At 73.0% G+C, this 13,357-nt stretch carries 14 protein-coding genes; 7 read left to right on the top strand and 7 right to left on the bottom strand.

The window, feature by feature from the left end:
- The first annotated feature begins 12 nt into the window (after window positions 1–12).
- A complete protein-coding gene (locus ACZ67M_RS23690; RefSeq protein WP_469852613.1) occupies window positions 13–1,686 on the top strand; it encodes an FAD-binding dehydrogenase in 1,674 nt (557 codons plus the stop codon).
- A gap of 33 nt (window positions 1,687–1,719) precedes the next feature.
- Here ACZ67M_RS23690 and ACZ67M_RS23685 read toward each other — a convergent pair whose 3' ends face one another.
- From ACZ67M_RS23685 to ACZ67M_RS23675, 3 genes are all read right to left on the bottom strand, one after another.
- A complete protein-coding gene (locus ACZ67M_RS23685) occupies window positions 1,720–2,073 on the bottom strand; it encodes a DUF488 domain-containing protein (protein WP_392014843.1) in 354 nt (117 codons plus the stop codon).
- Window positions 2,070–2,324 carry a WhiB family transcriptional regulator gene (locus ACZ67M_RS23680; protein ID WP_361356350.1) on the bottom strand — a complete coding sequence of 85 codons (255 nt, stop codon included), beginning with the start codon at window positions 2,322–2,324 and terminating at the stop codon, window positions 2,070–2,072. Before ACZ67M_RS23680 ends, ACZ67M_RS23685 begins: the two co-directional genes overlap by 4 nt.
- 129 nt (window positions 2,325–2,453) lie before the next feature.
- Complete coding sequence (locus tag ACZ67M_RS23675; RefSeq protein WP_392015026.1) at window positions 2,454–3,359, bottom strand: LysR family transcriptional regulator ArgP; 906 nt, start codon at window positions 3,357–3,359, stop codon at window positions 2,454–2,456.
- A 69-nt stretch (window positions 3,360–3,428) separates the two neighbouring features.
- Between ACZ67M_RS23675 and ACZ67M_RS23670 the strand changes: the two genes are divergently transcribed.
- Window positions 3,429–4,043 carry a LysE/ArgO family amino acid transporter gene (locus ACZ67M_RS23670; protein WP_361356352.1) on the top strand — a complete coding sequence of 205 codons (615 nt, stop codon included), beginning with the start codon at window positions 3,429–3,431 and terminating at the stop codon, window positions 4,041–4,043.
- Between the two features lie 70 nt (window positions 4,044–4,113).
- Entirely contained in the window at window positions 4,114–5,424 is a 1,311-nt protein-coding gene (locus tag ACZ67M_RS23665) for an MFS transporter (protein WP_450730734.1), read from the top strand.
- A gap of 5 nt (window positions 5,425–5,429) precedes the next feature.
- On the opposite strand, the gene ACZ67M_RS23660 is transcribed toward ACZ67M_RS23665, so the two are convergent.
- Both ACZ67M_RS23660 and ACZ67M_RS23655 read right to left on the bottom strand, forming a co-directional pair.
- Entirely contained in the window at window positions 5,430–5,885 is a 456-nt protein-coding gene (locus ACZ67M_RS23660) for a cyclic nucleotide-binding domain-containing protein (RefSeq protein WP_361356356.1), read from the bottom strand.
- Between the two features lie 332 nt (window positions 5,886–6,217).
- Window positions 6,218–6,433, bottom strand: a complete 216-nt coding sequence (locus tag ACZ67M_RS23655) for a hypothetical protein (protein ID WP_125489498.1) — start codon at window positions 6,431–6,433, stop codon at window positions 6,218–6,220.
- 168 nt (window positions 6,434–6,601) lie between these two features.
- Between ACZ67M_RS23655 and ACZ67M_RS23650 the strand changes: the two genes are divergently transcribed.
- From ACZ67M_RS23650 to ACZ67M_RS23635, 4 genes are all read left to right on the top strand, one after another.
- The gene (locus tag ACZ67M_RS23650) at window positions 6,602–7,039 is read left to right on the top strand and encodes an ATP-binding protein (protein ID WP_361356358.1); all 438 of its coding nucleotides are present in this window, start codon (window positions 6,602–6,604) and stop codon (window positions 7,037–7,039) included.
- Window positions 7,040–7,236: 197 nt separating this feature from the next.
- The gene (locus ACZ67M_RS23645) at window positions 7,237–8,091 is read left to right on the top strand and encodes a SigB/SigF/SigG family RNA polymerase sigma factor (RefSeq protein ID WP_361356360.1); all 855 of its coding nucleotides are present in this window, start codon (window positions 7,237–7,239) and stop codon (window positions 8,089–8,091) included.
- 101 nt (window positions 8,092–8,192) lie between these two features.
- Window positions 8,193–9,026, top strand: a complete 834-nt coding sequence (locus ACZ67M_RS23640; RefSeq protein ID WP_392014836.1) for a DUF1206 domain-containing protein — start codon at window positions 8,193–8,195, stop codon at window positions 9,024–9,026.
- 28 nt (window positions 9,027–9,054) lie between these two features.
- Window positions 9,055–9,489 (top strand): hypothetical protein, encoded by a 435-nt coding sequence (locus ACZ67M_RS23635; RefSeq protein ID WP_122618714.1) that lies wholly within the window; start codon window positions 9,055–9,057, stop codon window positions 9,487–9,489.
- An 18-nt stretch (window positions 9,490–9,507) separates the two neighbouring features.
- Here the strand turns inward: ACZ67M_RS23635 and ACZ67M_RS23630 are convergent, their stop codons facing one another.
- Together ACZ67M_RS23630 and ACZ67M_RS23625 are read right to left on the bottom strand one after the other, a co-directional pair.
- Entirely contained in the window at window positions 9,508–11,754 is a 2,247-nt protein-coding gene (locus ACZ67M_RS23630) for an FUSC family protein (RefSeq protein ID WP_361356364.1), read from the bottom strand.
- Between the two features lie 100 nt (window positions 11,755–11,854).
- Complete coding sequence (locus ACZ67M_RS23625; RefSeq protein WP_161329384.1) at window positions 11,855–13,231, bottom strand: NAD(P)/FAD-dependent oxidoreductase; 1,377 nt, start codon at window positions 13,229–13,231, stop codon at window positions 11,855–11,857.
- Window positions 13,232–13,357: the final 126 nt, after the last annotated feature.

The following is a 13,357-nucleotide window of genomic DNA, read 5'->3' as shown; positions in this document are numbered from 1 at the left end:
GGGACGGTCGCCATGGATGCCGACGTCATCGTGGTCGGAGCGGGCCTGGCGGGCCTGGTCGCGGCCCACGAGCTGACCAGCCGGGGCCGGAAGGTCGCCCTGCTCGACCAGGAGAACGCGGCCAACCTCGGCGGCCAGGCCTTCTGGTCCTTCGGCGGCCTCTTCCTCGTCGACTCCCCGGAGCAGCGCCGCCTCGGCGTCAAGGACTCCTTCGACCTGGCCTGGAACGACTGGCAGGGCAGCGCCGGCTTCGACCGGACCGAGGACGAGGACTCCTGGGCGGTGCGCTGGGCCCGCGCCTACGTGGAGTGGGCGGCGGGGGAGAAGCGGTCCTGGCTCGCCGGGCACGGCATCACCTTCCTGCCCACCGTCGGCTGGGCCGAGCGCGGCGACCTGAGGGCCGGCGGACACGGCAACTCGGTGCCCCGCTTCCACATCGCCTGGGGCACCGGCACGGGCGTGGTCGAGCCCTTCGTGCGGTACGCACAACAGGCCGCGCGCGACGGACTGCTCACCTTCCACCACCGCCACCGCGTCGACCACCTGATCGTCGAGGACGGCGCCGCGCGCGGCGTGCGCGGCACGGTCCTCGCCGAGGACGACTCGCCCCGCGGAGTCGCCTCCAGCCGCGACGAGGCCGGCGAGTTCGAACTCACCGCCCAGGCCGTGATCGTCACCTCCGGCGGCATCGGCGCTGACCACGACATCGTCCGCGGCCACTGGCCCGAGCGTCTCGGCACCCCGCCCGCCGAGATGGTCACCGGCGTCCCCGCCTACGTCGACGGACGGATGCTCGGCATCAGCGCCGACGCGGGCGCCCGCCTGGTCAACCGCGACCGGATGTGGCACTACACCGAGGGCCTGCGGAACTGGGACCCGATCTGGCCCGGCCACGGCATCCGCATCCTGCCCGGACCGTCGTCCCTGTGGTTCGACGCCCTCGGCCGCCGGCTGCCCGAGCCCTGCCTGCCCGGCTACGACACCCTGGGCACCCTGCGGCACCTGCGCACGGCGGACGGCCTCGCCGAGCACGACCACTCCTGGTTCATCCTCAACCAGAAGATCATCGAGAAGGAGTTCGCACTCTCCGGCTCCGAGCAGAACCCCGACATCACCGCCAAGGACCGGGCCGGCTTCCTGCGCGAACGCGTCCTCGGCAAGGGCGCCCCGGCCCCGGTGGACGCTTTCCTGCACAAGGGCGCCGACTTCGTGACCGCTCCGAACCTGGAGCAGCTGGTCGAGCGGATGAACGGGCTGACCGAGAAACCGCTCCTGGACGCGGCCCTGATCCGGCGGCAGATCGAGGCCCGCGACCTCCAGATGGCCAACCCGTACGCCAAGGACGCCCAGGTCCAGGGGATCCGCAACGCCCGCCGCTACATCGGGGACCGTCTCGGCCGGGTCGCCGCGCCGCACCGGATCCTCGACCCCGCCGCGGGTCCGCTGATCGGCGTCAAGCTGCACATCCTCACCCGCAAGACCCTCGGCGGCATCCAGACCGACCTCGACTCACGCGCCCTGACCGCCGACGGCACGCCCGTCGAGGGGCTGTACGCGGCCGGTGAGGTGGCCGGCTTCGGCGGGGGAGGAGTGCACGGGTACAACGCGCTGGAGGGCACCTTCCTGGGCGGCTGCCTGTTCTCCGGACGGGCCGCGGGCCGCGACGCCGCCCGGCGGACCGCCTGAAGGACGGCGTCCCGCACGCGCCGCAGCGCCTCCTCAGCTTCCGCCGAGAAGGCGCTGCAGCACCGCGGCGTGGCTCTCCCCGGGCGACTTGGACGCCGTCAGCAGCGTCACGTCCCCGGCGGCCCCCAGCTCCCGCAGGTGGTCGAGGAGGTCCTTCTCCTCGGGGGCGGCCAGCTCCGCCTCGTAGCGCTCGGTGAACTCCGCGAAGGAGCCCTCACCCGCGTGGTACCAGCGGCGCAGTCCGGTCGACGGGGTGAGCCCCTTGGGCCACTCGTCGACCCGCGCCGCGTCCTTCGACAGGCCGCGCGGCCAGAGCCGGTCCACCAGGACCCGGACACCGTCGCCGGCCTCGGGAGCCTCGTAGACGCGGCGTACCCGGACGCTCACGCGCTCGACCTTCTGCGCACCGCCTCGCGGCGCTTGAGCGCACGGCGTTCCAGCTCACTGGTCCCGCCCCACACGCCGATGGACTGCCCGGTGTCGAGCGCCCATCGCAGACACTGCTCCTGGACCGGGCAGCCCCGGCAGACCGCCTTCGCCTGCTCGGTCTGCAAAGCGGCCGGGCCGGTGGTGCCGATCGGGAAGAACAGGTCGGGGTCCTCCGTGCGGCACGCGGCGTGTTCTCGCCAGTTGTCCATCAAAGTCACCTGCGATCGGTTGCGTTCGCGCCTTCGTGCGTTGGCCTTCATCCAAAAGTTGCTCCGATGCGGGTGACCGTTCGACGGCGGGCCGAAACCGGCCGACTGCGAACGACCGGCGCCGGGTGCCTAGCGCGACAGCTCCCGCCGGGCCGCGGCCAGGACCGCGTCGGCCACCGTGGCCAGCGCCGGGGAGTCGAGTTTCCACTGCTGCCAGTGGAGCGGGACGTCCACCGACAGGTCCGGCGCGAAGTCGACAAGTCGCCCCGCGCGCAGCAGCGGCCGCGCCTGCGGCTCCGGCACCATGCCCCAGCCGAGGCCCGCTGCGACGGCCTCCACGAACCCCTCCGAGGTGGGCACGTAGTGCCGTGCGGTGCTCGCGCCGCCGCGCCCGAGCCGTCGCGCGAACGCGTCCTGGAAGTCGTCCCGCCGGTCGAAGACCACGACGGGAGCCGCGCCCAGCGCCTCCCGCAGCGGCCCGGCCAGGTGCCGCGCGGCGAACTCGGGGGCGGCGCACGGCTGATAGCGCATCCGCCCCAGGAACCGGACCGCGCAGCCCGGCACCGGCTCCGGCGAGGACGTCACCGCGGCCATCACCACGCCCTCCCGCAGCAGCGCGGCCGTGTGGGCCTCGTCCTCGCGGCGCAGCTCGAAGCAGAGCCCGGGCCCTCCGGGCAGCTCCGTGAGCGCGCCGAGGAACCAGGTCGCGAGCGAGTCGGCGTTGACGGCGACCGAGATCCGGGTGGGCTCGCCGGCCGCCCCGCTCAGGCCCAGCTCGGCGTGCGCGTCCCGCTCCAGCCGGGCCACCTGGCGGGCGAGGCGCACCAGGACCGCGCCGGACTCCGTGGGGCGCACCGGCTTGGTGCGCAGCAGCAGCACCCGGCCCGTGCGCTGCTCCAGGGCCTTCACCCGCTGGCTGACCGCCGACGGCGTCACATGCAGCGCGGCGGCCGCCGCGTCGAAGGTGCCCTCGTCCACCACGGCCAGCAGGGTGCGCACCTGGTCCAGCGGCAGGTCCGCCGCGTCCTCCGTCATCACGAGCGCTAAGGATACGTAAGAACCTTTAGCTGTACCTGCGGTGATCGTCCGCTTAGCGTCGAGAGCATGTCCAACGCCCTCACCGCCGCGGCCGCCGGCTTCGGTACCGGTCTCTCGCTCATCGTCGCCATCGGCGCGCAGAACGCCTTCGTCCTGCGGCAGGGGATCCGTCGCGACGCGGTCCTCGCCGTGGTCGGCATCTGCGCCCTGTCCGACGCGCTGCTCATCGCCCTGGGCGTCGGCGGCGTCGGCGCGGTGGTGGTGGCCTGGCCGGACGCGCTGACCGTGGTCGGCTGGATCGGCGGCGCCTTCCTGCTCTGCTACGGCGCGCTCGCCGCCCGGCGCGTGTTCCGCCCGGCCGGCGCGCTGCGGGCGGAGGGCGGCACCGCGGGCTCCCGCCGCCGGGCGGTGCTCACCTGCCTGGCGCTGACCTGGCTCAACCCGCACGTCTACCTCGACACCGTGTTCCTGCTGGGCTCGGTGGCCGCCGACCGGGGCCCGCTGCGCTGGACCTTCGGTCTGGGCGCCGCCGCGGCCAGCCTGGTCTGGTTCGCGGTCCTCGGCTTCGGCGCGCGCCACCTCGGCCGCTTCCTGGCCCGGCCCGCTGCCTGGCGGGTGCTGGACGGACTGGTCGCCGCCACCATGATCGTCCTCGGGGTGAGCCTCATCGCCGGCGCCTGACCCCCCGCTCGAACGGAGCTGCGACACTGATCTCCGCAGCCGAAAGATGTATCGAGCACGTAGGAAGCGCGTGGACACCAGCGAGAGCAGCGAGAGCGGGACCGAGCAGGGGGCGGCGAAGACCCCCGCCCCGGACGAGGGGGCGCGGCGCGGGTGGCGCCGCTGGGCGATGGACACCCGCCCGCTGCGCCGCCCCGCCTACCGCAGGCTGTGGTCCTCGACCATCGTCACGGCCGTCGGCAGCCAGCTCACCGCGGTCGCGGTGCCCAAGCAGATCTACGACATCACCGGTTCCTCGGCCTGGGTGGGCGCCGCCAGTCTCGCCGGCCTGCTGCCGCTCGTCGTGTTCGCGCTGTGGGGCGGCGCCGTCGCCGACACCATGGACCGCCGCAAGCTGCTGCTGATCACCAACACCGGCATCGCCGTCACCTCACTGCTGTTCTGGGTGCAGGCGGTCACCGGCCTGGAGTCGGTGGCCGCGCTGATGCTGCTGCTCGCGCTCCAGCAGGCCTTCTGGGGCCTCAACGCCCCGGCCCGCAACGCCTCCATCGCCCGGCTGGTCCCGGAGGGCGAACTGCCCGCGGCCAACGCGCTCGGCTCGACCGTGATGCAGACCGGGCAGGTGGTCGGGCCGCTGCTCGCCGGTGCGCTCATCCCGGTGATCGGACTGCCCGAGCTGTACCTGATCGACGCGCTGGCCCTGTGCGTCACGGTGTGGGCGGTCTACCGGCTGCCCGCCCTCCCGCCGCTCGCGGGCACGGCGGTGCGGCGCGCGGGCGTGCGCGAGATCGTGGCCGGCTTCCGCTACATCGCCGGGCACAAGGTGCTGCTGCTGTCCTTCCTGGCCGACATCGTCGCCATGGTCCTCGGCATGCCCCGCGCGCTGTTCCCGCAGCTCGCCGCCGAGACCTACGCCCCGTACGGCGAGGGGCTCGCCCTGGGGCTGCTGTTCGCGGCGATCCCGGTCGGCGCGGTGGCCGGCGGGCTGTTGTCGGGCACCTTCTCCCGGGCACGGCGGCACGGCTGGATGGTGATCGGCGCGGTCGTCGTCTGGGGCGGTGCCGTCGCCGGATTCGGACTGAGCGGGAGTCTGTGGCTCGCGGTGGCGTTCCTGGCGGTGGCGGGAGTCGCCGACATGGTGTCCATGGTGTTCCGCGGGGCGATCCTGCTGTCCGCCGCGACCGACGAGATGCGCGGGCGGATGCAGGGGGTGTTCACCGTCGTCGTGGCGGGCGGTCCGCGGCTGGCCGACGTCCTGCACGGCACAGCGGGCTCCGCCTTCGGCGCGCGCGAGGCGGTGACGGGCGGCGGGCTGCTCGTCGTGGTGGTGATGCTGGCCCTGGCGGCCGCGGTGCCGGCGCTGCGCCGCTACCGCGTCTGAGGCGCCTACAGGGACCCGCGCCCGTGCAGCGCGTAGTGGTCCATGAGCCGGCCCCTGGTGGTCTCCAGCCGGTGCGCGAGGATCTCGGCGACCGACCGCACCAGCACGATGCCCAGGTGCGGGTCCTCCTCGCACAGGTCGAGCACCGTGGCCGCGTCGAACTCGTAGGCGCGCACCTGGCTGAAGGCCTCGGCGCCGAAGTCCCACTCGTAGGGCGGGAACAGCCAGGACCAGCCGAGCAGGTCGCCCACGCCCAGGCTGGCGACGGTGACCGTCTGCATGGACGTCACCTGCTGGGTCAGTGAGACCGCGCCGGAGCGGATGACCCAGAAGCGGTCCGCCCGGTCGCCCGCCTCGAAGATCCGGGCGTCCTCCGGAAACGAGATCTCCCGCGCGAGCGCCATCAGCCGTTCGCGCTGGGCCGGGGGAAGAGCGGTCAGGAGTTTGATCGCTTTGGTCATGGCACGGGGCTCCTCGCCGGCGATTCGGTTCCGGGGCTTTCCCTATGCCCATTTGAGTCGTTGTCGGCGCGCTGGGCCATTCGGCGGACGGCGGATCCCGTACGGATTCGGTGCGCAATCCGGGGACGGCGGTGCGCCGGCATGAAAAAGCCCTGGCCGGACGGGGGAGGCCGGCCAGGGCCGTTCGCGGTGACCGCGGAGGACTTTTCCATCGACTCCGTCGCCACGTATGGATGAACGCTAAACCATCCTGGGGTGTCCGGGGAAACCGGGATGGGCGTACGTGACCGGACTCACGCACGCCCGGCGGCGTCGATCCGTCCCGGCACCGCTCACCGCGGGTGGCGCCCCGGGGTCAGTACCTCGTCCAGCACCCGCAGGACGGCCTCGTACGCCACCGCCCTTACGGCGGCCTCCCGGGATCCCTCCGGATCGGTCGGCCGCAGTTCCGCGCTCCGGTCCCGCCAGCTCCGTGTCTCCTCCATCGCACAGGTCCTCGCCCGGTGCATCCGGCGGAGCAGTTCGTCCGAGTCCACAACATCCGTCATGTACTCCGCGTACCCGCGCTGGGCGCCCGGATGGCCGTTGGGCCACAAGGATGGCCCGAGGTTTGCCGGTGCGGCCACAGGTCAGCCGGAAGTGACGGGTCCGTACGGCGCCCACCACGGCGCACGGCCCGGACCGAAGGCTCATGTCACCGATCAGGGAGCGGACGTATGCGCGACCGGCAGACGACCGAAACCGTCGTGGATCAGTACGGCGCGGACCGGTACGGGCCGTGCCGGCCCGCCGACGCCCGCAGAGCCGTCGAACGAGCCGTCGCCGGGCGCCGGGGCGCCGACGGCCCCGCCCGGTACGACGCCCGCGCCCTCTCGGACGCCGTGCTGGTCGCCTCGGAGCTGACCACCAACGCGATCCTGCACGGCGGCGGCATCACCGACTTCCGCGTCGACGTCGTGGGACCCGGCGTGCGGCTGTCGGTCAGCGACCGCAGCCACGACCTGCCGGTGGCCGTGCCGGCCACCGACGAACAGGGCCGCCGCCGCGTCGGCGGCCGGGGCTGGCCGATCGTCTGCCGGCTCGCCCACGACGTGCGCGTGGCAGATCTTCCGGCCGGCGGCAAGTGCATCACCGTCCTCGTTCCGCTGTCCTGAGTACATTTCGCAAAGCGGAGTTTGTTCCACCGGGTCAGGGGCAGTCGCAGAATCGTGCTTCGGACCGGAGGCGCAGCGGCGGGAGCGGTATGGCCGCTTCGGCCCCTCCGGATCGCGACGGATCGCGACCGGGGTGGGTGCGAACGGTGCCGTTCTCGCGGCAAGTCCCTGACACCACCGTTCAGGAGCGAATCCGCATGCTCGTAGAAACGCCCACCGGCCGCCCCGACGCCTCGGGAACCTCCAACGCCACCACCGGCCGCCGTCGCCACGACGACGCTCCCGACACCATGGCCCTCTTCGGCCGCCTCGCCGGCCTGCCGGACGGCCCCGAGCGGGACGCCCTGCGCGACGAACTCGTCACCGCCTGGCTACCCATGGCCCACCGGATCGCCGGCCGGTTCCGGGACCGCGGCGAGTCCCTGGAGGACCTGCGCCAGGTGGCGGCGCTGGGCCTGGTGAAGGCCATCGACCGCTTCGACCCGGAGCGCGGCGCCTTCGAGAGTTACGCCGTGCCCACCATCACCGGCGAGGTCAAGCGCCACTTCCGGGACCGGATGTGGGCGCTGCGGGTCCCCCGCCGGGTCCAGGAGCTGCGGAACAAGGTGCGCGTGGCGCGCCGGGAACTCACCCAGGCCCCGGGCAGCCCCGAACCCTCGCTGGCCGCCCTCGCCGCCCACACCGGCCTCACCGAGGACGAGGTCAGTGCCGGAATGGAGGCGCTGGAGAGCTTCAGCACCCTGTCGCTGGACGCCGAGCTGTCGGCCGGCGACGACGGCTACAGCCTCGCGGACACCCTCGGCGCGGCGGACGCCTCGTACGACACCGTGATCGACCGCGAGTCCGCCAAGACGGGCCTGCGCCGGCTTCCCGAACGCGAACGCGCCATCCTCTACATGCGCTTCTTCGAGGACATGACGCAGAGCCGGATAGCCGACAAGCTGGGCATCTCGCAGATGCACGTGTCACGTCTCATCAGCCGCAGCTGCGCCCGGGTGCGCGACGAGGCGCTCGGCGAGCGGACGGCAGGCGGCCGTCCGCCGCAGCACTGACGGCGTGGACTCCGGCCCGTACACCGCTGGGCGGTGTACGGGCCGGTCTGTGCGTGCGGGGCCGATGCCGGGGCATGCGGTGTCCCGGAGGGGAGGTCCACATGAACGCACGAGTCATGGCAAGCACGGGCCGCGGCACCGCCCGGAGGGCCGCGAACGGATCGGCCGCCGAGGGGGCCGCCAGGGCGGGGCTCACCGCTCGCGGAGTCATCTACCTGCTGGTCGGCATCCTGGCCCTGCAGATCGCCTTCGGCAGCGGAAACCGGCAGGCGGACCGGGGCGGCGCCCTGGAGGAGCTGGCGGACAAGCCGTTCGGCGCCGTCCTGCTGTGGGCGCTGGGCATCGGGCTCGTCGGAATGGCCCTGTGGCGCCTGTCCGAGGCGGCCTTCGGCGCCACCGGCAAGGACGGGCACAAGGCCAAGAAGCGGCTGCCGGCCGCGGCCCGCTGCGTCTTCTACGCCTTCGTCGCCTACTCCGTCCTGGCCTTCGCGGCCGGCGCGGGCGGCAGCGGCTCGAGCGACCAGCAGTCCCGGGACGTCACGGCCAAGGTCATGGAGATGCCCGCGGGGCAGTGGATCGTGGGACTGGCCGGAGCGGGCATCGTGGTCGCCGGAGTGGTGATCGCCGTGCAGGCCATCCGCCGCAGCTACCACAAGAAGCTGAAGCTCGGCGCCCTCGGCTCCCGGGCCCGGACGCTGCTCGACGTCACCGGCGTCGGCGGGGGAGTGGCCCGCGGAGCCGTGTTCGCGGCGGCGGGCGCCTTCGCGGTGCGGGCCGCGGTGGACTACAAGCCCGATCAGGCCAAGGGCCTCGACGACACCCTCCGCTCCTTCGCCGACACGCCCCTCGGCCCCTGGCTCCTGGCCCTCGTGGCCGCCGGTCTGGTCCTGTTCGGGGTGTTCTCCTTCGCGCTGGCACGCTGGCGCCGCGTCTGAGCCGGGCACCACGGGGAACACGGGGCGAATGAACGAACACGAGATTCCTCCGCCGGACGGACGTCCCGTGGACGTCTACCTCGACCTCCTGCGCGTCCGCATGCCGAACGACGACTACCAGCTGCTGCTCAGCGTGGTGGAACCGGTCCTCCAGGCGATCGACGAGCAGCAGATGCCGACCATCGACTTCTCCCTGGACGGCGACAACGCCGAGGCACTGCCCCAGGAGATCAGGGACGAGGCCGCCCTGGTCATCGCCACCGCCGTCACCGGGCGGCTGGACAACGAAGTCGTCGAGATCAGCACCGACGAGACCGGCCCCGTCCGGGTCGTCACCGACGCGACCACCGCCGCCGACCCCGAACGCCTCGGCGAGATAGCCGACTACCTCAAGGAACGCCACCGGCAGAACGAGGAACTGCGCGGCATCGCCGAGGCGAGCGGTCTGCCCAGCGACTTCTGACCGCCCGGCTCCGGCGGCTCAGCGCTGCGGAGTCCTCACGGCGACACCCAGCGGCCGGGCGAGGCCGACCACCGCCTCGTCCAGCCGCTCCAGGTGCCGCAGCACCCGGCCGGTGATCCTGCCGTACCGGGGCGTCCCGGCGGCGTCCGGCTCCAGCAGCGAGGCGATGCTGGGGCCGGTCTCCACCTCGGTCACCTTGTCGTCGTCCTCGACGTGGGCGGCGATCGCCTCGATGTTGCGCACCGTGCGCCGCACCGCCCCGCGCAGCCGCGGGTCGGCCGCGATCGACGGGTGGGTGGGCAGCAGCTCGGCCGTCGCGGCCAGCGACCGCGCGTGGTAGGCGCAGGTCTCCAGCAGCGCGACCACGTACTGCGCCGTGTTGCGCCGCGAGCGCAGCGGCGTGATCGGGTGGGTGAGCGGCTGCACGGCGGCCCGCAGGTCGCCGAGCGCCTGGTCCAGCTCCCGGGCCGTGTCCAGCAGGTCGGCCGCGGGACCGCCGCTGAGCTGGTCGACGGCGCCCTCGGTGACGTCGGTGAGCCGCTCCAGCACCGTGCCGAGCAGTTCGTTGGTCCGCCGGTCGGTCCGTATCGGCAGCACCAGCGCCGCCGCGACGATCCCGCACGCCGCGCCCAGCGCCGTCTCCTCCACCCGCAGCAGCAGCACGGACATGCTGTACGTGTGCAGCAGGGTGTACAGCAGCCCCAGCATCGCCGTGACGAAGAACGACATGAGCGTGTACGACAGCGGCGCCGTGTAGAACATCGCGAAGATCAGCACCAGCACCAGCCCGAACGCGGTCCAGGTGTGGTTGCCGACCAGACCGGCCAGCACGATGCCGGCCACCACCCCCAGCACGGTGCCCAGCAGCCGGCGGTAGCCCTTGACCAGGATCTCGCCGGTGGACGCGGTGTTGATGAAGACGATCCAGCAGGTGAGCACCGCCCAGTACCAGCGCTGCGTCGACAGGAACTCACCGCCCACGATGGCCAGCGACGACCCCACCGCCACCTGCACCGCGGCCCGCGTCGTGGGCCGCCTGAGACCGGTCGGCTCGTCCTCGGCCGCCGCCTCCTCGCCGGCGTCGATCGCCGCGTCCTCGGCGTCCAGCTCCTCCCGGGAACGGGCCGTCGCCGGTGAGTCGTCCGACTCGTCCTGCGGCCCGTCCAGCGCGATCCGCAGCCCCATGACCGCCCGCGCGCTCTCACCGATGCCGCGGAAGACGTCCTGGACGGCCGGGGTCGCCTCGGGCAGGTTCTCCTCGTCGCGGTAGCCCAGGAGCCGGTTGCGCAGATGGGACAGCGCGGTCCCGCGCGCCTCGGCCGGCGGCCTCAGCACCAGCGTGCGCAGCGCCGCCAGGTCCCGGCGCAGTATGTCCGTCGCCTCACCGGGCGCCGGCGAGTGGCCCACCGAGGGCGCGGGCGCCCCCGGCAGGTGCAGCGTCAGGGTGTCCGCCCGCTCGGCGCTGCGCGCGGTCAGCAGCAGCAGGCCCAGCCGTTCGGCGGCGATCTCGGCGTCCGCGATGCGCCGCTGCACCAGCCGCGCGGTGGACTCGTCGGGCGTGCCCTCCTCCAGCCGGGACTGGATCATCAGGGCCGTCTCGTGCAGCCGCGCGGTGCCCTCGCGCAGCCGCTCCAGGGTCTTCTCGATGTCGTCGGGACCGGCGTCCAGCAACTCGGCCTGCGTGGCGATCAGCTGCGCCAGGCGGGCCCGGAACGCCTGCCGCAGCCGTTGCAGGATCCGCGCCGGCGTCGCCGGTACGATCCCGAAGCGCACCACCGCGCTGGACGCGAACGCCACCGCGATGGCGGTCCACAGGGCCGGCAGCCCGGACACCTTCGCGCCGACGAACAGCGACACGAAGTAGACCTGGAAGCCGATCAGCCCCAACGCGGTGCCGCGGTCGCCGAACCGGCGGACGAAGACCGCGCAGAAGATCAGGACGACGAAGACCGCGTCGCCGATGATCACCCGCGAGGTCAGCAGCGCGCTGAGCGACACCGAGGCCAGGGCGACGGGCAGGCCCAGCGCCAGCGTGACGGCCTGCGGGCCCAGCTCCTTCTCCCGGATGGCGAACGTGGCGACCATCGCCGCCATGGCGCCCGCCACCAGATGCTTGACGTCCACGCCGAACACGGCGAGCACCGCCAGCGTCAGCGCGATGGCGCCCACCGTCCGCAGTCCCGCCGTCAGCCGCAACAGCCCGGGGTCGGACGCGGCGACGCTGTCCCGCAGCCGTGTCCGCACCGAGCGCCCCGCTGCCTTCACGCCGCCGTACACTCTCCCGATTCACAGCCGATTCCCGGCCGGTTCACGCCGAGATCCACTTCTCAGCATGTCATGCCGCGGGCCGGACCCGGCCGCGGGGTCACCGCTCCTTCAGACCCGCCCCCTCGACCCGCTCCCGTACCTGTTCCGGGGTCAGATAGGCGTCGGTGTACTCGAAGTCCTTCAGCTTGGCCGGCTTGCGGGCCTGGAAGCCGGTGCGGACGAAATCGTCGCCGGCCACCGCGTTGATCGCCCAGTTCGCCGCCACCCGGGCCTTGGCCACGCCCGTGCGCAGCGCCGACCAGTGGTAGCCGCGGGCCACCGCCTGCGCCGGCAGACCCTTCAGCTCGATGCCGAGCGGCTTGGAGACCGCGTCGGTGCCGCCGAGGTCCACGACCAGACCGAGGTCCTTGTGCACGTACGGCCGCATCGGCTGGTTGCGCAGCGTGGCGATGAGGTTCTCGGCGACGTGCCGGCCCTGCCGCATCGCGTGCTGCGCCGTGGGCGGGCACACCGCGCCGTCCTGGCCCTTGGCGAGGTCGGGCACGGCGGCGGAGTCGCCCAGCGCGAACACCCCGTCGTGGTCCGGCAGGCACATCTCGGCGGTGACCGCGAGCCGCCCCTTGACCGTCTCCGCGCCGAGCGTGGCCATCAGCGGGCTCGCCACCACGCCCGCCGTCCAGATCAGCGTGCGGGTCGGCACCACCCGGCCGTCCGTGAAGGTGACCTCCTCGGGCCCGGCCTTGTCGATGGAGACACCCAGGGAGATCTCGATGCCGCGCCGGGCGAGGACCTCCTGCGCGTCGCGCCCGAGCTTCTCGCCCAGCTCGGGCATCAGCTTCGGGGCGATGTCGATCAGGTGCCACTTGATCAGACTCGGGTCGAGCCGGTTGTACCGCTTGACGGCCGCGTGCGTCAGCCGCTGGAGGCAGGCCGCGGTCTCGGTACCGGCGTAACCGCCGCCCACGACCACGAACTGGAGCCGGGAGGCGCGCTCGACCGGGTCCTGGCTGGCGTCGGCGAGATCCAGCTGGGAGATGACGTGGTCGCGGACGTAGGCGGCCTCCGCCAGCGTCTTCATGCCGAACGCGTTGTCGGTGAGCCCCGGGATGTCGAACGTGCGGGTGATGCTTCCGGGTGCGAGGACGATGTAGTCGTACGGCTCGTTGACGATCTGGTCGGTGATGGTGCGCACCACGCACACCTTCGCCTTCAGGTCCACCCCGATGGCGCCGCCCGGAATGATCCGGGTCCGGTAGCGGCTGCTGCGGCGCAGGGAGAGCGCGATCGACTGGGGGGTCAGCACCCCGGAGGCGACCTGGGGCAGCAGGGGCAGGTAGAGCTGGTAGGAGAACGGTGTCACCAGGGTGACGTCGGCTTCTCGGGGGGCGAGCTTCCGCTCCAGACGGCGGACGCACTCGACGCCGGCGAAACCTGCGCCGACCACCAGAATCCTGGGTCGTGTCACGGTGTTCATCCCTTTCTGCGGCGTCGGACGTTCCGCCGCGAACGCCCTTCGCCTGCCCCTGGATCGCTGCTTCGCACCTCGACAATCCCATCGCGCCCACGCCGGTGCGGCCAGCCGGGTGCGGCAGGCGGGTGC

This window comes from Streptomyces sp. NPDC107500, from assembly GCF_055582785.1.
This window is presented reverse-complemented; position numbering and strand designations above follow the sequence as displayed.

Coding starts and splice junctions, on each gene's coding strand:
- ACZ67M_RS23645 (WP_361356360.1), top strand. CDS start 7,237: ATGCTCGTAGAAACGCCCACCGGCCGCCCCGACGCCTCGGGAACCTCC.
- ACZ67M_RS23675 (WP_392015026.1), bottom strand. CDS start 3,359: ATGACGGAGGACGCGGCGGACCTGCCGCTGGACCAGGTGCGCACCCTG.
- ACZ67M_RS23660 (WP_361356356.1), bottom strand. CDS start 5,885: ATGACCAAAGCGATCAAACTCCTGACCGCTCTTCCCCCGGCCCAGCGC.
- ACZ67M_RS23680 (WP_361356350.1), bottom strand. CDS start 2,324: ATGGACAACTGGCGAGAACACGCCGCGTGCCGCACGGAGGACCCCGAC.
- ACZ67M_RS23650 (WP_361356358.1), top strand. CDS start 6,602: ATGCGCGACCGGCAGACGACCGAAACCGTCGTGGATCAGTACGGCGCG.
- ACZ67M_RS23625 (WP_161329384.1), bottom strand. CDS start 13,231: ATGAACACCGTGACACGACCCAGGATTCTGGTGGTCGGCGCAGGTTTC.
- ACZ67M_RS23690 (WP_469852613.1), top strand. CDS start 13: ATGGATGCCGACGTCATCGTGGTCGGAGCGGGCCTGGCGGGCCTGGTC.
- ACZ67M_RS23670 (WP_361356352.1), top strand. CDS start 3,429: ATGTCCAACGCCCTCACCGCCGCGGCCGCCGGCTTCGGTACCGGTCTC.
- ACZ67M_RS23640 (WP_392014836.1), top strand. CDS start 8,193: ATGAACGCACGAGTCATGGCAAGCACGGGCCGCGGCACCGCCCGGAGG.
- ACZ67M_RS23635 (WP_122618714.1), top strand. CDS start 9,055: ATGAACGAACACGAGATTCCTCCGCCGGACGGACGTCCCGTGGACGTC.
- ACZ67M_RS23655 (WP_125489498.1), bottom strand. CDS start 6,433: ATGACGGATGTTGTGGACTCGGACGAACTGCTCCGCCGGATGCACCGG.